Origin of the sequence: Marinobacterium sp. MBR-111 (genome assembly GCF_040547585.1) — a bacterium.
Lineage (GTDB): Bacteria > Pseudomonadota > Gammaproteobacteria > Pseudomonadales > Balneatricaceae > Marinobacterium > Marinobacterium iners.
This window is the reverse complement of sequence record NZ_JBEPQA010000001.1, coordinates 268,548-287,213: the sequence shown is the minus strand read 5'-3', so window position 1 is coordinate 287,213 and position 18,666 is coordinate 268,548. Positions and strand designations below refer to the sequence as shown.

20 protein-coding genes are annotated in these 18,666 nt (G+C 55.5%); 4 read left to right on the top strand and 16 right to left on the bottom strand.

Annotated elements, in window-relative coordinates; genetic code table 11:
• Positions 1-33: 33 nt before the first annotated feature.
• The 6 genes from ABIE61_RS01350 to ABIE61_RS01325 form a co-directional block, all read right to left on the bottom strand.
• Positions 34-780: a phosphate/phosphite/phosphonate ABC transporter substrate-binding protein gene (locus tag ABIE61_RS01350; protein ID WP_354406090.1), complete on the bottom strand. Its 747-nt coding sequence runs from the start codon at positions 778-780 to the stop codon at positions 34-36.
• A 12-nt stretch (positions 781-792) separates the two neighbouring features.
• Entirely contained in the window at positions 793-1,254 is a 462-nt protein-coding gene (locus ABIE61_RS01345) for a PAS domain-containing protein (RefSeq protein WP_091823048.1), read from the bottom strand.
• Between the two features lie 77 nt (positions 1,255-1,331).
• On the bottom strand, positions 1,332-1,694 hold the full coding sequence (locus ABIE61_RS01340) for a roadblock/LC7 domain-containing protein (RefSeq protein ID WP_091823051.1): 363 nt from the start codon (positions 1,692-1,694) through the stop codon (positions 1,332-1,334).
• Positions 1,695-1,758: 64 nt separating this feature from the next.
• The gene (locus ABIE61_RS01335; RefSeq protein ID WP_242529955.1) at positions 1,759-2,391 is read right to left on the bottom strand and encodes a hypothetical protein; all 633 of its coding nucleotides are present in this window, start codon (positions 2,389-2,391) and stop codon (positions 1,759-1,761) included.
• 44 nt (positions 2,392-2,435) lie between these two features.
• The gene (locus ABIE61_RS01330) at positions 2,436-3,707 is read right to left on the bottom strand and encodes a BAR domain-containing protein (RefSeq protein WP_354406089.1); all 1,272 of its coding nucleotides are present in this window, start codon (positions 3,705-3,707) and stop codon (positions 2,436-2,438) included.
• 22 nt (positions 3,708-3,729) lie between these two features.
• Positions 3,730-4,200 (bottom strand): hypothetical protein, encoded by a 471-nt coding sequence (locus ABIE61_RS01325; protein WP_139253876.1) that lies wholly within the window; start codon positions 4,198-4,200, stop codon positions 3,730-3,732.
• A gap of 404 nt (positions 4,201-4,604) precedes the next feature.
• On the opposite strand from ABIE61_RS01325, the gene ABIE61_RS01320 reads away from it, so the two are divergent.
• From ABIE61_RS01320 to ABIE61_RS01310, 3 genes are all read left to right on the top strand, one after another.
• The gene (locus tag ABIE61_RS01320; RefSeq protein WP_091823061.1) at positions 4,605-4,835 is read left to right on the top strand and encodes a hypothetical protein; all 231 of its coding nucleotides are present in this window, start codon (positions 4,605-4,607) and stop codon (positions 4,833-4,835) included.
• A 253-nt stretch (positions 4,836-5,088) separates the two neighbouring features.
• Positions 5,089-7,686, top strand: a complete 2,598-nt coding sequence (gene acnB / locus ABIE61_RS01315) for a bifunctional aconitate hydratase 2/2-methylisocitrate dehydratase (protein WP_091823800.1) — start codon at positions 5,089-5,091, stop codon at positions 7,684-7,686.
• 165 nt (positions 7,687-7,851) lie between these two features.
• Complete coding sequence (locus ABIE61_RS01310; protein ID WP_091823064.1) at positions 7,852-8,274, top strand: DUF2185 domain-containing protein; 423 nt, start codon at positions 7,852-7,854, stop codon at positions 8,272-8,274.
• On the opposite strand, the gene amrA is transcribed toward ABIE61_RS01310, so the two are convergent.
• Entirely contained in the window at positions 8,275-8,874 is a 600-nt protein-coding gene (amrA, locus tag ABIE61_RS01305) for an AmmeMemoRadiSam system protein A (protein WP_354406088.1), read from the bottom strand.
• On the bottom strand, positions 8,861-9,661 hold the full coding sequence (gene amrB / locus ABIE61_RS01300) for an AmmeMemoRadiSam system protein B (protein WP_091823068.1): 801 nt from the start codon (positions 9,659-9,661) through the stop codon (positions 8,861-8,863). The genes amrA and amrB overlap by 14 nt, the downstream gene beginning before the upstream one ends.
• Before the next feature lie 64 nt (positions 9,662-9,725).
• Between amrB and amrS the strand changes: the two genes are divergently transcribed.
• On the top strand, positions 9,726-10,814 hold the full coding sequence (gene amrS / locus ABIE61_RS01295; RefSeq protein WP_354406086.1) for an AmmeMemoRadiSam system radical SAM enzyme: 1,089 nt from the start codon (positions 9,726-9,728) through the stop codon (positions 10,812-10,814).
• Here the strand turns inward: amrS and ABIE61_RS01290 are convergent.
• From ABIE61_RS01290 to ABIE61_RS01255, 8 genes are all read right to left on the bottom strand, one after another.
• A complete protein-coding gene (locus tag ABIE61_RS01290) occupies positions 10,782-11,753 on the bottom strand; it encodes a tRNA dihydrouridine synthase (protein WP_091823074.1) in 972 nt (323 codons plus the stop codon). The genes amrS and ABIE61_RS01290 overlap by 33 nt on opposite strands.
• Positions 11,754-11,807: 54 nt before the next feature.
• Positions 11,808-13,031 (bottom strand): O-succinylhomoserine sulfhydrylase, encoded by a 1,224-nt coding sequence (locus ABIE61_RS01285; RefSeq protein ID WP_354406084.1) that lies wholly within the window; start codon positions 13,029-13,031, stop codon positions 11,808-11,810.
• Positions 13,032-13,040: 9 nt separating this feature from the next.
• Entirely contained in the window at positions 13,041-14,564 is a 1,524-nt protein-coding gene (purF, locus tag ABIE61_RS01280) for an amidophosphoribosyltransferase (protein WP_091823079.1), read from the bottom strand.
• A 50-nt stretch (positions 14,565-14,614) separates the two neighbouring features.
• The gene (locus tag ABIE61_RS01275) at positions 14,615-15,109 is read right to left on the bottom strand and encodes a CvpA family protein (protein WP_091823082.1); all 495 of its coding nucleotides are present in this window, start codon (positions 15,107-15,109) and stop codon (positions 14,615-14,617) included.
• Positions 15,110-15,176: 67 nt separating this feature from the next.
• Positions 15,177-15,728, bottom strand: coding sequence for an SPOR domain-containing protein (locus ABIE61_RS01270; protein ID WP_354406081.1), 552 nt, complete (start codon positions 15,726-15,728; stop codon positions 15,177-15,179).
• Between the two features lie 5 nt (positions 15,729-15,733).
• Positions 15,734-17,020 (bottom strand): bifunctional tetrahydrofolate synthase/dihydrofolate synthase, encoded by a 1,287-nt coding sequence (gene folC / locus ABIE61_RS01265; protein ID WP_354406080.1) that lies wholly within the window; start codon positions 17,018-17,020, stop codon positions 15,734-15,736.
• Positions 16,986-17,906: an acetyl-CoA carboxylase, carboxyltransferase subunit beta gene (accD, locus tag ABIE61_RS01260; protein ID WP_242529958.1), complete on the bottom strand. Its 921-nt coding sequence runs from the start codon at positions 17,904-17,906 to the stop codon at positions 16,986-16,988. The genes folC and accD overlap by 35 nt, the downstream gene beginning before the upstream one ends.
• A gap of 91 nt (positions 17,907-17,997) precedes the next feature.
• Positions 17,998-18,618: a phosphoribosylanthranilate isomerase gene (locus ABIE61_RS01255; RefSeq protein ID WP_354406078.1), complete on the bottom strand. Its 621-nt coding sequence runs from the start codon at positions 18,616-18,618 to the stop codon at positions 17,998-18,000.
• Positions 18,619-18,666 lie beyond the last annotated feature (48 nt).

Below are 18,666 nucleotides of genomic sequence, written 5' to 3'. Positions count from 1 at the left end.
TAACAGCACCCCGCTCTCTCGACAGCCGATGGATCAGTCAATCAGCGTATCAATGAGATCAATCATGAACTCTGTCTGTTCTTCATGCATCTGATCCCATCCATCCAGCCCCATGCTTTTGAGCACATCCTGACCCTTTGGATCATGTTCCATGTTGGTCAAACGCTCAAGCAACAACGGGATATGCTGCTCCATTCGAGGACCGGCCACCAGCGTATGATGCACCACACTGATCTGACTGTTAACCAAAGGCTTCATCTGCTTTCGAATCAGCTCAGAGAGTTCGTCATAACCCGCCTGCAGAAAGAAGCCGACATCAGCATTGCCGTTCAACAGTGCCTTTGCCACCAGAACATAACTGTCCAGCTCAAGGAAAGTAACATTACCGCCATCAAGATCTGCCGACTCGAGCATGATCATACCCATTGTATGCACATCAGGGTCAGCAGTGGTTGCAACGGTAATGCCCGACTCCAGGTCTTCGACCTTTTCTCGAGGATCTGATGCCAGCGTGGCTATTAGCGTTTCATCAGAGAGATTGCGCGGTCGAACCAACACTTTAAAGCCCAGCTCACGCACCAGCATTGAGGCATCGTAGGGGTTGGCATAGATCAGATCGATTTTGCCACTACGAATATCTTCACGCTGCGCTTCGAAACTGTCATACAGTTCAAGATGCACACCCGTACCCAACTGACGCTGCAGCCAGGTGTTGAAAATAAACCAGCCCGACAGATGTGACGGCGGAAAGTCAGGACTGACCGATAAATTAAGAGTCATCGCAGCACCCCATTACCTAAGCGTCGCGTAGAGGGCTTCGCTTTCTTTGATTTTGCTGCGTGATGGCTTGCGTCGGACCGAAGTATAGCCGACCAGCTCGCCATTACGGATATTCGGGATGACCGTCGCCTTCACCCAGTAATACGCGCCATCTTTACGCAGATTTTTCACATAACCCTGCCACTTCTTACCTTGGGCTACGGTATCCCAAAGGTCCTTGAATGCCACAGCGGGCATGTCTGGATGGCGCAGAATATAGTGATTGGTTCCCAGCAGCTCTTCACGGGTGTAACCCGACATTTCAATAAATGCACGGTTAGCGTGAGTAATGATGCCTTGGGGGTCAGTACGGGACACGATCAATTTGCCATCCGGATAGGGCACCTCGCGATCCACGATCTTCGCCAGCCGTTCAGTGCCATCAAAATATTTGAGCAGCACCTCTGTGGTGGCACCGGTATCTTGTTCGGACATAGACACTCCAGGCCGATAGAAAAGCGTGCATATCAGTTAACTGATGTTTCCATGCACGCCCAGCACTTTGACAAGGTTCAGAGAATCTTACCGATAGCCTCTGCAGCGCGCTTGACATCAAGGAAGATCAGACCCAATCGCGCATTGGTCTTGGCAACAACAGTCAGCACCGATTCAGGGTTTGCATGAGTCATCAGGATATAGCCTTCTTTACCCTTGACGAGCACCTGCTCAAGCTCACCACGGGCCAGTTCCTGAGAGGTACGTTCGCCGAGCGACAGCATGGCTGCACTCATTGCACCAACTCGGTCTTCATCCATACCGGCAGGCAGGAGGGCATCAATAACGAGACCGTCTGTAGAAATCACAGCAGACGCTTCAATTTCTGCAGATGTTCCGTTGAGATCGTTGAGAATGGAAGTCAACATTTCTGAGCGCATGGTAGTCTCCTTTTAGGCCATTAGCGCTGGTTTTAATCCTGTATAAAACGGCCAGTCCGTTTTATCAGTAATCCAGGTAGCGTCGGATCAGCACCGACATCAAGTCCACAAAAGGCTGCCGATTCAAATGAGGCATCCCTTCCAGAATTAGCAGGAATTTCTGTTCACCTACGTGAAGCGTCCAAAAACCCAGCTCACTTTGTCCTACAGCATCCACAAGCGCCCAGGACGAACCATCGAAACCAAGGTGTCTGCCAAGCAGCGCCTGATGGCGCTCATGCATGGAGACCAAGTCTGCCGCCATCCCCGCTACCGCTTCAGCTTCTTCCGCACCGAAGCCCGACTGCCCCAGACAGAAGCCCTGATCATCTGCCAACAGCACACGACCATCGGCAAGTTGTGGTAAATATTCAGGCAACAGATGTTCAATAGTGCCAGCAGCGATAGGCTCAGGGTTTTGCGGTAGATCAACAAAGCCGTGTTGCACAGCCTTATCGAGCAATGTCTGTGCTTCTGCCTCGCCCATCCCCGTCAGTTTTTGCAGCAGTGAGCTGAGATACGGAATATGGGTATCTGCACTCAACAACTGCAACAACAAGGCACGCAGTGCTTCTGGCTCGGTGTTCAGTGTCGCGTAGTAAGCGCCACTGGGCGTCACCTGAAAATACCGCGGGGTATCATTCTGTTCTTGATTCACGGTTTAACTCCGAAAGATCCATGGTGTGATACACACTTTTCCGGTCATGGACAGTACAGACCGATGGCGTCCGCTGCCACAAGGAACGAAAACACAAAGCGCTGAGGCACACCTAACATTGAGGCAATATTCTGGGCTGACAATCTTTGGCTCTGCCAAAGCTCAGCAATGCTCCGGGCATGAGGCGTCTCCAGCAGGCGTTCAAAGTCAGGAATTGAATTAAGCAACCGCGGCTCTTCCGCGGACAGCGTGTCAGGCAGACGACCACGAGCGGTAAACAATGCCAACTGCCAAAGCAGCTCGTCAGAGGCAACCCGCCGACCCTTGGGAAGTTCGGCATCCGGCTCCCGCTCGAGCAGTGAAATCTCTTCAAAACCAAATCGAGTCCTGGTCAACTGCAGCAGCAGATCAGCGTCCAGCGTGACCAAAAACTCCTTATCCGCAGGCAGGTAAAACAGTGCACCCGGAACACCGACTACCTGTTGTGGCTTCCCTGATGCGTTGCCCGCCTCAATACACCGCATGATCCAGGGCAATAAAAGCCCATCAAGGCTGAAATACACACGCCGACGTTCAGTTGCAGAGTCAAGATTCACGTCCGGCAGATTACCGCAACACTGTTGAATCATCTCGGCCGATATGCGCGGTGTCTGCAGTTCATCAGACAACAGGGATTCTGTTTCCTGTGACTCCGCTTCCATAGACAAAGCCGAGGATCTGGAGTCATTTGCCTGCGAATGTTGCTGCCTGAGCTGATTTTGTGCATCCAGAATCAGACTGTTTAACTCATTCCGCTCAAGACTGAAACGGCTGCGAAGCGCTTCAGTCTGGCGCTGACTGTTACCGCCTTTCCAGGCACTCAGTGCCTGACTGCTTCGTTCCTTGCGCGCCTGCCACTCTGCAAAGGCGACTGTACGCTGATCCCGCAGGCTCTCCAGCGGATGCTCAGGCGATGCTGCCTGAACTGCAGGCGAAGTAGACATCGCGTCGAGCTGCAGTCGCAGATCAGCCAGCGCCTGCTGCAAGGTTCCCATACTCAAGGGACGAGTCAAGCGAATGCTTTTGCCATTAACTTTTTCGGCCGTACCAGGGTCTACAACGGCAATGAAAGGACGATTGCCATTTTGACGCAACCACCCCTCTACTTGCTTCCGGCTACTGGCATCACTGATCCCAATCAGCAACGACTCCGCACTCTCAGCTGGCACGAGGTGGAAACCCTTGGCCTTGTTGCCGTTAAAAAATATCTCAAGCATTGCAGCCTCGTTGGCCGCAAAACCGATAATGCCTATTGAATGCTTACCACTGACCGGCATTGCACATTCCTTCTAAAACTGCTCAGTGAAGTTTCTGCCTGGAGAATTGCATGCAGCGTCCATTACTGAGGACAGCATGCTCCAGTGGAAGCTCTGCCAAACGAGAGAGGTCACGAGTATCGACGGCCTTGTTCATTGCAATCCGGCATTCCGACTTCAGCAATGGGCCAGCCTGTTGAATCAGGCGATTGACAAGAAATTGCCCTCTGCCACGCAGAACCAGCAACAAGTCGATCAATGCACCGGTAACGCTATCGCTGTCAGCACACTGAATGGCAAGATAGATCCGTCGGATATGGTTTCGCAGGGTGCGAGGACGTGCGGCGACTAGCCGCGTGAGATAACGCAGTGCAACAGTTGGCTGGGTACCGGCATAGATCAGTCGCTTGTCGACCTGTAAATTAAACATGATTTGCAGTTTGCTTAACTGCAAATCAGCATTTACCGGACGCTCTTCCTGTGCGACTTCAGCCTGACTGACTGCCGAGTTCATCAAGGCTACCTCCTGCCTGAGATAATGTATCAGAGTGTTATACTTAGCTTTCGAGATGATTTCAAACCCGCTTTCACTATTATTGACCGGCATCAACAGCATCGAATCAGCTTTTCAATGCACAGGGCTACCCGATATCGCCACCTGCACCCTCTTTACCGCCATCACAGGGCTTGAATGCAATCAATCGTTTAAAAATGGTGTCTTTTTTAGGTCACATTTTATTAATACTCTTGTTTGATTCGCGGTTTAAACTGAATCAAAAATACCCAAGATGAATAAAATACTGTCCTCTTTAATTTGCCCATATTGATTATGTGGTCTACGGTTAAATGCACTCGTGCTATCCATGCACCGAGCCTCAGTCTCAGCAACCTCCCAATAACAAGAATTGGTATTTTCAGATGCGCAAGTATTACGACAGCAGCTTTCCCACCCACGGTGAAGATGGTCGGTTTGTCATGCTGGTGATGCGGCAACATTACCGAGCCCCCTGGAGCCTTAAAAAAAGAACTGAATGGGAACAGGAGCTTCCGGAGTACCTCACTCAGGATGGTCGCCAGGTCAACGTTCTGGATAACAAAAAAGGCGAGTTTCAGGTATCGGGCGAGGACGAGATCCTAAGGTTGGGCTAACGCCTCACCTGCCAAACCTGACAAGTTTGCCGGACATCAGTGCTGGCAGCAGGACTGCAATGGCTTTACGGCCTGAACCCTTCAGGCCATGTGCTCTTATACTTTGGTAAGACGATTGTCGACACATCTTAACTTTGTCACCCCCTTCCGCTAGAATTCGCTCGCCAATCACCATTCGATACCTAGTCGATACGCCGTCGGTGGAGTAGTACCACTCCGGCGTCCGGCGGTGAAAACAGATGAGGGCCATATCGTGCTTGAAGCTTATCGTAAACATGTAGAAGAACGCGCTGCAGAAGGCGTACCGCCGAAGCCGCTTGATCCCGAACAGACCGCTGCCCTGGTCGAGCTGCTGAAAAACCCGCCTGCAGGCGAAGAAGAGTTCCTGCTTGACCTGATCACCAACCGCGTTCCGGCGGGGGTTGACCAGGCTGCATACGTCAAGGCTGGCTTCCTGGCTGCGATTGCCAAGGGTGAAGCGACCTCCCCTCTGATCGACAAGGTAAAAGCCGTTGAGCTGCTGGGCACTATGCTCGGCGGTTACAATATCGCACCGCTGGTTGAGTGCCTGGACATTGATGCACTGGCCCCGACCGCAGCCAAGGCGCTGTCTCACACCCTGCTGATGTTTGATGCCTTCCACGATGTTCAGGAAAAGGCTGAAGCAGGTAACGCGCACGCCAAGCAGGTAATGCAGTCCTGGGCCGACGGCGAGTGGTTCACCTCCAAGCCTGAAGTTGCCAAGAAAATCACCGTAACCGTATTCAAGGTGCCAGGCGAAACCAACACTGACGACCTGTCTCCGGCTCCGGATGCCTGGTCACGTCCTGACATCCCGCTGCATGCCAATGCCATGCTGAAGATGGAACGCGACGGCATCAACCCGGAAGAACCTGGCGTGAAAGGCCCGTTGGCCCAGATCGAAGAAGTAAAAGCCAAAGGCTTCCCTGTTGCCTACGTGGGTGACGTTGTGGGTACCGGCTCTTCCCGTAAGTCTGCTACCAACTCCGTGCTGTGGTTCTTCGGCGACGACATCCCGTTCGTGCCGAACAAGCGTGCCGGTGGCTACTGCTTCGGTAACAAGATCGCCCCGATCTTCTACAACACTATGGAAGATGCCGGCGCTCTGCCGATCGAAATGCCGGTTGAAAACCTGAACATGGGTGACGTGATCGACGTGTACCCATACGAAGGCAAGGTATGCAAGCACGGTACCGATGAAGTCATCTGCACTTTCAGCCTGAAGACTCAAGTGCTGCTGGACGAAGTACGTGCCGGCGGTCGTATCCCACTGATCATCGGTCGCGGCCTGACCGAAAAAGCACGCGCCGCACTGGGCCTGGAAGGCTTTGACCTGTTCCGCAAGCCGGAACAGCCAGCTGACACAGGCAAGGGCTTTACTCTGGCTCAGAAAATGGTCGGCAAGGCCTGCGGCATGGACGGCGTACGTCCGGGCATGTACTGCGAGCCGAAAATGACCACCGTTGGCTCTCAGGACACCACCGGTCCAATGACCCGTGACGAACTGAAAGACCTGGCATGCCTGGGCTTCTCAGCCGACCTGACCATGCAGTCTTTCTGCCACACCGCAGCCTATCCAAAGCCGGTTGACGTGAATACCCACCACACCCTGCCGGACTTCATCATGAACCGTGGCGGTGTATCGCTGCGTCCGGGTGACGGCGTTATCCACTCCTGGCTGAACCGCATGCTGCTGCCGGATACCGTGGGTACCGGTGGTGATTCCCATACCCGTTTCCCGCTGGGCATCTCCTTCCCGGCCGGTTCAGGTCTGGTCGCCTTCGCAGCTGCCACCGGTGTCATGCCGCTGGATATGCCGGAGTCAATCCTGGTTCGCTTCAAGGGCAAGCGTAACGCCGGCATCACTCTGCGTGACCTGGTACACGCCATTCCTTACTACGCCATCAAGCAGGGTCTGCTGACCGTAGAAAAGGCTGGCAAGAAGAACGCTTTCTCTGGTCGCGTACTGGAGATCGAAGGCCTGGAAGAACTGACTGTTGAGCAGGCGTTCGAGCTGTCTGATGCGTCCGCAGAGCGTTCTGCTGCAGGCTGCACCATCACTCTGTCTGAAGACTCTGTTGCCGAGTACTTGCGCTCTAACATCGTCATGCTGAAGTGGATGATCGCTGAAGGCTACGGCGATGTACGTACTATTGAGCGTCGTATCAAGGGCATGGAAGAGTGGCTGGCGAACCCGAGTCTGATGCGTGCAGACGCTGATGCCGAGTACGCTGAAGTGATCGAGATCGATCTGTCCGAAATCAAGGAGCCGATCCTGTGTGCTCCGAACGATCCGGATGACGCTCGCCTGCTGTCTGAAGTGGCTGGCCAGAGCATCGATGAAGTGTTCATCGGTTCCTGCATGACCAACATCGGTCACTTCCGTGCCGCCGGTAAACTGCTGGAGTCCTCCGGCAAGTCGATCCCGACTCGCATGTGGATCGCCCCGCCGACCAAAATGGACCAGGCCCAGCTGAGCGACGAAGGCTACTACAACATCTTCGGCAAGGCCGGCGCGCGCATGGAAATGCCGGGCTGCTCACTGTGCATGGGTAACCAAGCGCGTGTTGCTGCCAAGAGCACCGTAGTGTCCACCTCTACGCGTAACTTCCCGAACCGTCTGGGTGATGGCGCCAACGTCTACCTGGCATCTGCCGAGCTGGCTGCCGTTGCGGCCCTGGAAGGCAAACTGCCGACCGTTGACGAGTACATGGCCTACGCCAACAAGATCGACAGCATGGCGGGTGAAATCTACCGCTACCTGAACTTCGATCAGATGGAAAACTACGTAGCCAAGGCCGCTACTGTCATCCCGACCGTTGAAGCCTGATTGCGCCGACCGGGGTGATGTAAGTCACCCCTGAAGCGACCCCAGAACCCCCGTCCCAGTGACGGGGGTTTTCGTTTGTCTCGTCGGCTGATTTCCGACAGGCGCAGGCGAACTGTTATACTCCGCACTGCGTAAGCTACCCGAAATAGCGTAAGGCCCATACCGATGAAATCACCCAATCCCGATCAGCCACTGAGCCAGGCCGATGAAACAGCCCAGACCAAGAACGGCTATCTTGCACTGGTCTCGCGTCTGCTGCTGGAGGAAAAGCTGCCGATCCGGTTCATGTACAAGACCGTGCCAGAACATCTGAACGATACTGGCTGGCGCATGTTCACCGGGTATGAAACTGAAGAATTTCTGGAAAATGAACAGATCAACCTGATCCCGATCCCGCTGGAAAGAGTATGTGAAATTGACCCTTCCCTGACTGAGCTGGTCGAGTACAACGCCGGTACAGTATGGGAGCGCGCGCCGGACGCTGATGGCTGGGAGCGAGTGTACGATTTCCGCATCCCCGCCCCCAAAGTGGATGTCAGCATTACCAACGATGTGGATCAGTTCGCGACCAAACGCAGCGAGTCCTGATCAGTGAGTGCCGGTCTCCATAACCGGCATCTCCCCTTCCTCACCGAAGCTGTCGGTATGATAGCGCCAGATACTTACATTGTCGGACCAGTAGTCCCCCGGCAGCCCCGCCTTGCGTTTCAACTCCGATATGAATGCCTCGGGCGTTGGGAGGCTTTGCCATACCACCGGCAAAAAGGTGGCGCGATGCTCGCCGGCCTCTATAACCACCCCATCCACCCCTGGCTGCAGCATCGCCACCAGCTCGGCTTCACTTGATACCGGCAGTGGCGTCAGAGGCGACAGCACAGATAGACTGACTCTTATAGGTTCACCCCGCTGCAAAGGGTCAAAGCGATAGTCTCGCGTTGCCGCGCTGACAGCATTCAGTATGATGTCCTGTCCAAGAGGTCTGTGCGGCTCCAGAGTACCGATACATCCCCGCAGGCGATCATGACTTTCCAGCGTGACAAAGCAGGCCCGTATGGGTTTTAGCCAGTCAGGCAAGGCATCGACTGACGGCAGGTCTGGCCGCTCTGCATTCAGCACAGCTGTGATGGCATTGCGTGCCATCGCCAGCATCTGTGAACGCTGCGTGGTTGTAAATTCAGAAACAGACATAAGCTCCATAGCCAACAACCTGCGTCTTGTCACCGGCCGTATCACCGGAGGTGCATTGACCAAGACATCTCAGTTCCAGTTTTTCCTGCCGTGCCGCCAGCAACAGACCGTTCAGCGCATGACAACCGCAGGCCTGCTCGGACCCCAGTTGCGGCTCTCTGGCCAGAATCATCTCAGTTGTTAGCTCATCCAGCCGCCATGCTTCCTGCCAGGAATGATAGTGACTCAAATCCGAGCTGATCAGTACCAGCGTATGGGGATCCTGCCACAGGTATTGAACTAGTCGTGCGACCCAATCAGCCTCTGTCTGCCCAACCAGTATTGGCACCAGCTTCAGCCCAGCCGCTACCCTCTGCAGGAACGGAAGCTGGACCTCAAGTGAATGCTCCGGCAGATGGACATCAGACCGCATTGCGAGGTCGAATGTCTGCTGCAACTGCTGCATGAACGGAACATCCAAAGGCGTATCGCCCAGCGGGGTATGCCAACCCTCCTCTTCAGGCAACGCCATGCCACGCAAAGGCAATCGATGGTTGGGCCCGAGCAGCACCACGCGCCGCCATTGTGTCCGTGGCAACTCACGCTGTAACAGACGATATGCCAGTGCTGCTATCGGCCCGGAGTAAACCAGACCTGCATGCGGTACCACCAGCGCTCGTGGCTGCCGCGGCAACTGCTCGGGTTCCTTTGCACGTTCCAGCAGATCATCCACTAACATACTGAGCGCCGGCGCACTGGCAGGGTAAAACATTCCAGCAACCGCTGCCGGGCGTATGGCTGCAGTCATCAGCTCTCTCCACAAATGCTTTGCTATGCTCAAAGTATAGTCATAAAGAGTGAATTCGCAGATCATGAAGCCTGAAACCAGTGTTACAACACAGTATTGGCACCGTCTGGACAACGGCAAGGTGCAGTGCGACCTTTGTCCCCGCTTCTGCCAGCTCAATGAAGGCCAACGCGGACTCTGCTTTGTTCGTGGCCGTGAGCAGGGTGAGATCCGTCTATTCAGTTATGGCCGCTCCAGCGGTTTCTGTATCGACCCGATCGAGAAAAAGCCACTGAACCACTTCCTGCCTGGCACCCCCGTACTCTCATTTGGAACCGCCGGTTGCAATCTCGCCTGCAAGTTCTGCCAGAACTGGGACATTTCGCGCTCACGGGAAACCGACCGGCTGTGCGATCAGGCCTCACCCTCAGACCTTGCAGCGGCGGCCGCCCAGCACGGTTGTCGCAGTATTGCCTTCACCTACAATGACCCGGTTATCTTTCACGAATACGCGATTGATATCGCCAGGGCCTGTCATGAACAGAGCATTCGCTCAGTCGCCGTCACTGCGGGCTATGTTTGCCCAGAGCCACGGAAGGAGTTCTATACCGTGATGGATGCCGCCAACCTGGATCTGAAGGCGTTCAGCGAACGCTTTTATGAAAAAATATGTGGTGGCCAATTACAGCCGGTTCTGGACACACTGGAATACATCTACCATGAAACCAGCACTTGGCTTGAAATCACGACCCTGCTGATACCGGGTGAGAATGACAGTGACACGGAACTGGAGGCGCTAAGCCACTGGATATTCACCCACCTAGGGGCTGATGTACCGCTGCACTTCACGGCCTTTCACCCCGACTGGAAGATGCTGGACTATCCGGCAACACCCATCGAAACACTGCGGCGTGCTCGTCAGATCGCACTTGAGCAGGGCCTGCACTTTGTCTATACCGGCAACCTGCCCGACCCCGAAGGCAATACGACCTGGTGCCCACAATGCGCCAGCGCCGTGATTTGTCGTGATGGCTATCGTATTACCGAATGGAATTTGACGGCTGACGGCTGCTGTACTCAATGCCAGTACCGCATTCCGGGTGTATTCGAGGCCGATCATGGCCACTGGGGCTCATGCCGGTTACCGATCCGGATTGATACCGAGGCGGTCTGATTCTCGGACAAGCAGGCATTCAATGGCCTGCGCATCACGTTCGGTACGCAGTTGGGTAAACAGAAGCTCAGCTTCGGGGTAGTATCGCTTCATCATCTGCAGCCACTGCTTGGTGCGACCATGGACATGGCGGGGCTGTATCCGCTGCATGACCAGTCTGTGGTACTCAAGTACCAGCCACAGGACTTCAGGCCAGCACCGATCATGTGCTTCGTGCCCCCTTAGTCCCTTGATCTGCAACGCCAGGAAAGGGTTCGCTATCAGGCCACGACCGATCATCACATCCTCACAGCCGCTGACCTCGCGGCAGCGCCGGTGATCATCCACCGTCCATACCTCACCATTGGCAATCACCGGAATGGAAACGGATTCACGAATACGGGCGATCCACTCCCAGTGTGCCGGAGGGCGATAGCCCTCTACCTTGGTCCGCGCATGGACCACAATCTGGCGCGCGCCCGCCGCTTCCAACGCCTGCGCATTCTCCAGTGCCAGCAGCTTGTCATAAAAACCGAGCCGCATTTTTGCGGTTAGAGGCACACGATCGTGCAGCGCCCGGCTCACACCAGCCGTGATTGAATATACCTCTTCAGGGTCTTTCAACAGAATGGCGCCGCCACGACTTTTATTAACGGTCTTCGCCGGACAGCCGAAATTCAGGTCGATGCCGGGAGCCCCCATATCAACCGCCCGCACGGCATTTTCACCCAGCGCCACCGGATCATTACCCAGCAACTGAACGATCACCGGAGTGCCCGAAGGGGTTACACTCCCCTCGCCCAGCTCAGGCGCCAGACGGTGAAACACGGATTGCGGCAATAACTGGTCGGTCACACGGATGAATTCGGTGACACACAGGTCAATGCCACCAACACGCGTCAGGATATCTCGCAGGGTATGATCGAGAACGCCCTCCATCGGGGCCAGCAGGATTTTCATCAAGTACGATATCAGGAAACGGGCCGCGGACAGAACGCCCGCAGCCGGAGGTATTTAATTACGCAGCGCGTCAAGGCCAAGCTGCATGTCGGCCTTGATGTCATCCAGAGACTCCAGTCCTACCGACAGACGGATAAGGCCTTCACGCACACCGGCCGCTTCACGCTCTTCGACGCTCATGCGCCCATGTGTTGTGGTTGCCGGATGGGTGATGGTAGTTTTGACGTCGCCCAGGTTGCCGGTAATCGAAACCATGCGCGTGGCATCGATAAAACGCCAGGCCTCTTCACGCTCGCCTTCAACCTCGAACGAAAGTACACCGCCGAAAGCTGATTGCTGTTGACAGGCCAGCTCATGCTGCGGATGTGATGGCAACCCCGAATAGTAGACCTTGCGAATACCCGGTTGCTGCTGCAGCCAGCTCGCCATTTCCAGCGCGCTCTCGGAATGTGCACGCATCCGCAGCGGCAGGGTTTCAAGCCCCTTGAGAAATACCCAGGCATTGAACGGGCTCATGCAGGCGCCACCGGTACGGATCAGGCCAAACACCTCTTCCATCTCTTTATCGCGTCCCACCAGTACACCACCGACACAACGACCCTGGCCATCCAGATACTTGGTTGCGGAGTGCATGACGATATCGGCACCCAGCAGCAACGGCCGCTGCAATGCCGGCGTCAGGAAACAGTTGTCGACGGCCAGCAGCGCATCATTGCGATGAGCAATCTCGGCTACAGCGGCAATGTCTGTCAGCTCTGCAAGCGGATTGGACGGTGTCTCCATGAACAGCAGGCGTGTCGTCGGAGTAATCGCCGCTTCCCAGGCTGATACATCGGTCGGATCAACAAACGTTGTGCTGATGCCTGCGCGGCTGATGTATTTGTTGAACAGGGATACCGTCGAACCGAATACGCTGCGAGAGCAGACAACATGATCACCCTGTTTCAGCAGTGCCAGTACCAGGCTTTGGATCGCTGCCATGCCCGACGCCGTTGCAACTGCCCGCTCTCCTCCTTCCAGCGCCGCAATTCGCTCTTCGAACGCCTGTACCGTTGGGTTGGTGAAACGGGAATAGATATTGCCGTCCTCGTCACCACCAAAACGGGCGGCAGCCTCACGGGCACTTGAGAAAACAAAACTGGAAGTGGTGAAAATCGGATCACCATGCTCACCCTCGGCGGTACGGTGCTGACCGGCACGCACGGACAACGTATCAAGCTCATACCCTTCAGGGCTGAACTGGATGCGCGTTTCACGCTCGAATCTAGACTGGCTCATTCCCGTCCCTCAGTCGATTTTGCTGTGCAGATCAGCCGACTCGTTACTGTCTTCCACCGAAGGGTCAGACGCCGACATGGCACCATCGTTTCGCTTCGCATCCACGCGCGCGAGATAGTCCTCGTCCACCGTACCGGTGACATAGCGCCCATCAAACACACAGGTATCAAACTCGGTGATTTCCGGGTTGAAGCAGGTAACGGACTTCTTGAGGTCATCCAGATCCTGATACAGCATCCAGTCACAGCCGATATACTCGCCAACTTCATCGGCAGTACGGCCATGGGCGATCAGTTCACTGGCGGAAGGCATATCGATACCATACACATTCGGGAAGCGCACTTCAGGAGCAGCCGAGGCAAAATAGACCTTGCGGGCACCGGCATCTCGTGCCATCTGAACGATCTGCTTTGAGGTAGTACCACGCACGATAGAGTCATCTACCAGCATTACGACCTTGTCTCGGAATTCAGCCATGATCGGGTTCAGCTTCTGACGCACGGATTTCTTGCGCAGAGTTTGCCCCGGCATGATAAAGGTACGGCCGATATAGCGGTTCTTGATAAAGCCTTCACGGAACTTGACGCCAAGCGTATTGGCCATTTCCAGTGCCGCTGTACGACTGGTGTCAGGAATCGGAATGACCACATCTATGTCATGATCCGGGCGTTCGCGCATCACTTTTTCCGCCAGCTTGACGCCCATTTCCATACGGGAATGGTGCACGGAAACACCGTCAATAATCGAGTCAGGACGTGCCAGATAGACAAATTCGAACAGACATGGTGCGACACGGCTTACCTGTGCGCACTGACGTGTGGAGACCTGTCCCTGAGTATCGATGAAGATCGCTTCACCCGGTGCCAAATCACGCACCAGCGTGTAGCCGGACGTGTCCAGCGCCACACTCTCGGATGCAACCATGTACTCTTCGCCCTTGTCAGTTACGCGCTGGCCATACACCAGCGGGCGAATGCCACAGGGGTCACGAAATGCAACGATACCGTACCCGGTGATCATTGCCACCACCGCATAACCACCCTGACAGCGCGCATGCACTTTTTCAACCGCATTGAAGATATCATCGGCCGTAGGCTGAAGCTTGCCAATCTGCTGCAGCTCATGGGCAAAAATGTTCAGCAGCACTTCGGAATCTGAGGTGGTATTAATATGACGCAGATCGGAACGGAAAATCTCATCCGCCAGTTTGTCAGCGTTGGTCAGATTGCCGTTGTGCGCCAGTGCAATCCCGTAGGGGGAGTTGACATAGAACGGCTGCGCCTCAGCTGAACTGTTGCTGCCGGCTGTCGGGTAGCGCACATGACCGATCCCCATGTTGCCGTTGAGCTTTTTCATGTGACGGGTGCGGAACACCTCGTTCACCAGCCCGTTATCCTTGCGCAGAAAAAAACGATCACCTTCACAGGTAACCATGCCGGCCGCGTCCTGACCGCGGTGCTGAAGCACCGTCAGTGCATCAAAAATAGTCTGGTTAACAAACGACTTGGCAACTACGCCGACGATACCGCACATTCAATCCACCTCAGAAGGATGTAGCTTTAGGATGGTGCTGACTTCCAGACTCAGCGACCAATATTCCAGATTACCTGCCCAACGTCGCTGGCGACCTCTTTGGTCCAGCTTTCAAGCAGTACAAAATGGGGAATCAGTTGGGACCCCTGCCACCATTGATCCTGCACTGCAGGCGTCATGCCCAGCAATGCGACGATCACGACCACGACCAACCCGCCACGAACTGCACCAAACCCCATGCCCAACACCCGGTCTGATGCCGTAAGCCCCGTGGCCTGCACCAATGCAGTAAACAGGGCACCCACCAGTGCACCGGCAATCAGTGTGACGATAAACAGAATAGCAAAGGCGGCAGCAAAGCGCAGTGAGGGCGTCTGAACGTAAGCCTCAAGCAGATGACTCAGAGAGCCGGCAAAAAGACGTGCAACTACGAACGCCGTCACCCAGGTCAGCAGAGAGATCGCCTCTCGTACGAAGCCGCGCTTGAGGCTCATCAGAGTCGAGATCGCTATGATGGCAAGAATGGTCCAGTCAGCCCAGTTCATCGTCAGTCGCCAGTCCTGAAAACAGCGCGCATTCTATCAGAGGCAGCAGCCCAACCCAATGACCAATTCACTGTGTCGTGAAGCGCACGATCATGCCATCGAGCGCATAATCCGACTTGAGCCGTGCCTGCAGTGCTTCCAGACGTGAGCGCTGCAGATCAGGACCAACAAAAACACGCACCAGATCAGGCCCATGCCGGATGTAGACCTTGTAGCCGGCATCCACCAGCTCACTGCGCAGGGAGCGAGCATTGGCCTCGTCCTTAAAACTGGCCAACTGCAGAGTCCAGGCCACCGGAACCTGTTGCTCATCCAACACCGGCGTGTCTTGATGAGCATTGATCTGAGGCTTCTGAGCATCAACGGCATCCGCCAGTTCAGGTACCGGCACACTCACCACCGCTGGCTCTCGCAGCGCTGCGGGCTCAGATTCACGTTCGGGAATCGATTCTACCGGCTCAATATCCACCCTGTCAGGCAGCTCGGGCGCTTCGGGGATGCGCTCTTGCAGATGGCGCTCACGATAGCCAGAGCCATCCAGCAACAGTGGGAACAGTATCAGGGCGGACACAAGCAGTGCAGCGGCACCCACCAGTTGCTTTTTCTGTTGCTCGGTCATGGCCGTTATTCCTGTTCCGCCAGTTCCAGTGCCTGTGCGACTGTAAAGAATGAGCCCGCCAGCAGCAGTTGGTCTGCAGCCGGCATCGACTGCAGCTGATTAACAGCCACGGCAACACTGTCAGCCCCTCGAATACGGTCTCGGGACACACCAGCTCCCAGTAGTGCGGCCTCCAGCCGTTCCCGCGGCGCACCTCGTGGGACATCCAGTGACACCGGGTGCCAGACATCAACCACAGGGGTCAACGCCTGCACGACGGATTCAATATCCTTGTCTGCCAGCATTCCCAATATCAGGTGAACCTGCCCACCACAAGGTCTTTGCGACAGCCAGTGAGCCAGATATCCTGCCGCCTCGGGGTTGTGTGCTACATCCACGGTAGCCCTTATTTGCCCAAGCTGCACAGGCTGCAGACGCCCCTTCAGGCATGCGTGTACCAAACCTTCTCGAATTGCCTGCTCAGAAACAGGGTGGGGAAAATGCTGCAGCGCAGCCAGTACTAGCGCTGCATTGGGCAGCGGCAGCGCTGGTACTGGCAGCGCATCAAGATGCCTGCCATCACTCTGCCAGGACCACTGATCGGTCTTGAGCTCATAACTGAAATCAACACCCTGAAGCTGAAGCGGCGCTCCCAGTGTGCGAGCATAGTCAACCAAAGTTGCCGGTGGCTTCGGGTCACCGCAAAGAGCGGGCTTGCCGGCACGGAATATACCCGCCTTCTCACGTCCGATGGATTCTCGGTCCGGGCCCAGCCAATCGGTATGGTCCAGTGCAACGGTGGTGACCAGTGCAATATCGGCATCCACGATATTGACCGCATCCAGCCGCCCCCCAAGCCCTACTTCCAGCAGCGCCACATCAACTTGACGCTGACTGAAAATCAGCAGCGCAGCCAGCGTACCGTATTCGAAATAGGTCAGCGAGGTCTCACCTCGTGCCTGCTCAATCAACGTGAAGGCTTCGCAGAGGGCGGCATCATCTACAGGCTTGCCCGAGACACAGACACGCTCGTTGTAGCGCAGAAAATGCGGAGACGTGTAGCTGCCGGTTGTATAACCGGCGCGACTGAGAATGGCATCCAGCATGGCAAGCGTTGAGCCCTTGCCGTTGGTGCCTGCTATTACGATCTTGCAGACAGACTCCAGGTCGATTGGCAGGCGCTGTGCAACCTGCTGCAGCCGATTAAGTCCAAGCTCAATTTCAGCCGGGTGACAGGCTTCGATGCGCGCCAGCCAGCCCGAAAGATCCAGCGGCCGCTCAGCTGTCATCGCGGACCACTTCACTGTCTTCATCAACACTCTCGTCATCGTCGGCAACACCACACATGGGGCGCAGCGTCAGTTTGCAGAGAATGGACGCGAGGCGTGTACGCATTTCATTACGGCTGATGATCATGTCGACCTGACCATGTTCCAGCAGAAATTCACTGCGCTGGAAGCCTTCCGGCAACTTCTCGCGTACGGTCTGCTCAATGACACGGGGACCGGCAAAGCCGATCAGTGCATTGGGCTCAGCCACGTTCAGGTCACCCAGCATCGCCAATGATGCAGAAACACCACCATAGACGGGATCGGTCAGTACGGAAATATACGGAATCCCCGCCTGCTTGAGCTTTTCAAGCGCAGCGCTTGTCTTGGCCATCTGCATCAGGGAGATCAGGGCCTCCTGCATGCGCGCGCCACCTGAAGCCGAGAAACAGATCAGCGGGATACCCTCTTCCAGCGCAACATTGGCAGCACGCACAAAGCGCTCACCGACGACCGCCCCCATGGAGCCACCCATAAAGCTGAACTCGAACGCAACCGCAACAACCGGCAACCCTTCGAGCGTACCGCGCATGGCAATGAGGGCATCCTTTTCACCGGTTTCCTTCTGTGCCGCGGACAGGCGATCCTTGTACTTTTTGGAGTCACGGAACTTGAGACGGTCAACCGGCGTTACATCAGCCCCGATCTCCTCACGTGAACCATCATCCAGAAACAACTCAAGGCGGCGACGTGCATGCACCCGCATATGATGATCGCACTTGGGGCAAACATTGAGATTTTTCTCAAGCTCTGGGCGATAGAGTATGGAGTCACACTTGGGACACTTTTTCCAAAGGCCTTCAGGAATATTGGTACGCTTTTTTTCGTTGCGGACCAGCGAAGGTACAATCTTTTCCAGCCAGTTACTCATCTCTTACTATCCTATCGGCGGCCAGCCGGCCCTTTCGGCACCCACTGGCGATATGAATTCGTTAAGCCTGCACCCACAGCGCGACCGAAACTCAACTCTGGGCCCTGACTGCAGCAGCAAAGGCGCGTATTTTTGCCGTATCCTTCTGCCCCGGTGCCGCTTCAACCCCGCCCGAGACATCAACGGCATAAGGTTTTACCTGAGTGATCGCCGCTGCCACGTTAGTGGGATTCAGGCCACCCGCCAGGGTAATATCACCCGCAAGCGCCGGAGGAATCAGCCCCCAGTCAAACACCTCACCCGTACCGCCCGGCACGCCTGGACGATAGGCATCGAGCAGCACCCCCCGAGCAGTGTGGTAGGCTGCAGCCGCAGATTCGACATCGAGCCCTGGGCGCACACGCAACGCCTTAATATAGGGGCGACTGAAGCGGCTGCACTGCTGCTCGGTTTCATTTCCATGAAACTGCAGCAGATCCAGCCCCGCCAAATCAATGACATGCTGCACCTGTTCCTGAGAGGCATCGACAAACAGCCCCACACTGGTCACAAACGGCGGCAGTGTGCTGATGATATCAGCCGCTACGGCAGGATCAACATAACGTGAGCTGGGTTCATAAAACACAAATCCAAGCGCATCCGCCCCTGCCGCTACTGCAGCGGCCGCATCATTACGGCAGGTAATACCGCATATCTTGATTCGAGTGGTCATTGCATTCTCATCTCGGAGGCAAGCGCATAATATTAGCAAAGCCGCGGC

Excerpts from the sequence above, each read along its gene's own strand:
- amrB (WP_091823068.1), bottom strand. The coding sequence starts at position 9,661 with ATGACTGCAGCCATACGCCCGGCAGCGGTTGCTGGAATGTTTTACCCT.
- ABIE61_RS01285 (WP_354406084.1), bottom strand. The coding sequence starts at position 13,031 with ATGAGCCAGTCTAGATTCGAGCGTGAAACGCGCATCCAGTTCAGCCCT.
- ABIE61_RS01275 (WP_091823082.1), bottom strand. The coding sequence starts at position 15,109 with ATGAACTGGGCTGACTGGACCATTCTTGCCATCATAGCGATCTCGACT.
- ABIE61_RS01320 (WP_091823061.1), top strand. The coding sequence starts at position 4,605 with ATGCGCAAGTATTACGACAGCAGCTTTCCCACCCACGGTGAAGATGGT.
- ABIE61_RS01255 (WP_354406078.1), bottom strand. The coding sequence starts at position 18,618 with ATGACCACTCGAATCAAGATATGCGGTATTACCTGCCGTAATGATGCG.
- amrA (WP_354406088.1), bottom strand. The coding sequence starts at position 8,874 with ATGTCTGTTTCTGAATTTACAACCACGCAGCGTTCACAGATGCTGGCG.
- folC (WP_354406080.1), bottom strand. The coding sequence starts at position 17,020 with ATGAAGACAGTGAAGTGGTCCGCGATGACAGCTGAGCGGCCGCTGGAT.
- ABIE61_RS01345 (WP_091823048.1), bottom strand. The coding sequence starts at position 1,254 with ATGTCCGAACAAGATACCGGTGCCACCACAGAGGTGCTGCTCAAATAT.
- ABIE61_RS01325 (WP_139253876.1), bottom strand. The coding sequence starts at position 4,200 with ATGAACTCGGCAGTCAGTCAGGCTGAAGTCGCACAGGAAGAGCGTCCG.
- ABIE61_RS01340 (WP_091823051.1), bottom strand. The coding sequence starts at position 1,694 with ATGCGCTCAGAAATGTTGACTTCCATTCTCAACGATCTCAACGGAACA.
- ABIE61_RS01350 (WP_354406090.1), bottom strand. The coding sequence starts at position 780 with ATGACTCTTAATTTATCGGTCAGTCCTGACTTTCCGCCGTCACATCTG.
- ABIE61_RS01290 (WP_091823074.1), bottom strand. The coding sequence starts at position 11,753 with ATGAAAATCCTGCTGGCCCCGATGGAGGGCGTTCTCGATCATACCCTG.
- ABIE61_RS01270 (WP_354406081.1), bottom strand. The coding sequence starts at position 15,728 with ATGACCGAGCAACAGAAAAAGCAACTGGTGGGTGCCGCTGCACTGCTT.
- ABIE61_RS01330 (WP_354406089.1), bottom strand. The coding sequence starts at position 3,707 with ATGCCGGTCAGTGGTAAGCATTCAATAGGCATTATCGGTTTTGCGGCC.
- accD (WP_242529958.1), bottom strand. The coding sequence starts at position 17,906 with ATGAGTAACTGGCTGGAAAAGATTGTACCTTCGCTGGTCCGCAACGAA.
- ABIE61_RS01310 (WP_091823064.1), top strand. The coding sequence starts at position 7,852 with ATGAAATCACCCAATCCCGATCAGCCACTGAGCCAGGCCGATGAAACA.
- amrS (WP_354406086.1), top strand. The coding sequence starts at position 9,726 with ATGAAGCCTGAAACCAGTGTTACAACACAGTATTGGCACCGTCTGGAC.
- purF (WP_091823079.1), bottom strand. The coding sequence starts at position 14,564 with ATGTGCGGTATCGTCGGCGTAGTTGCCAAGTCGTTTGTTAACCAGACT.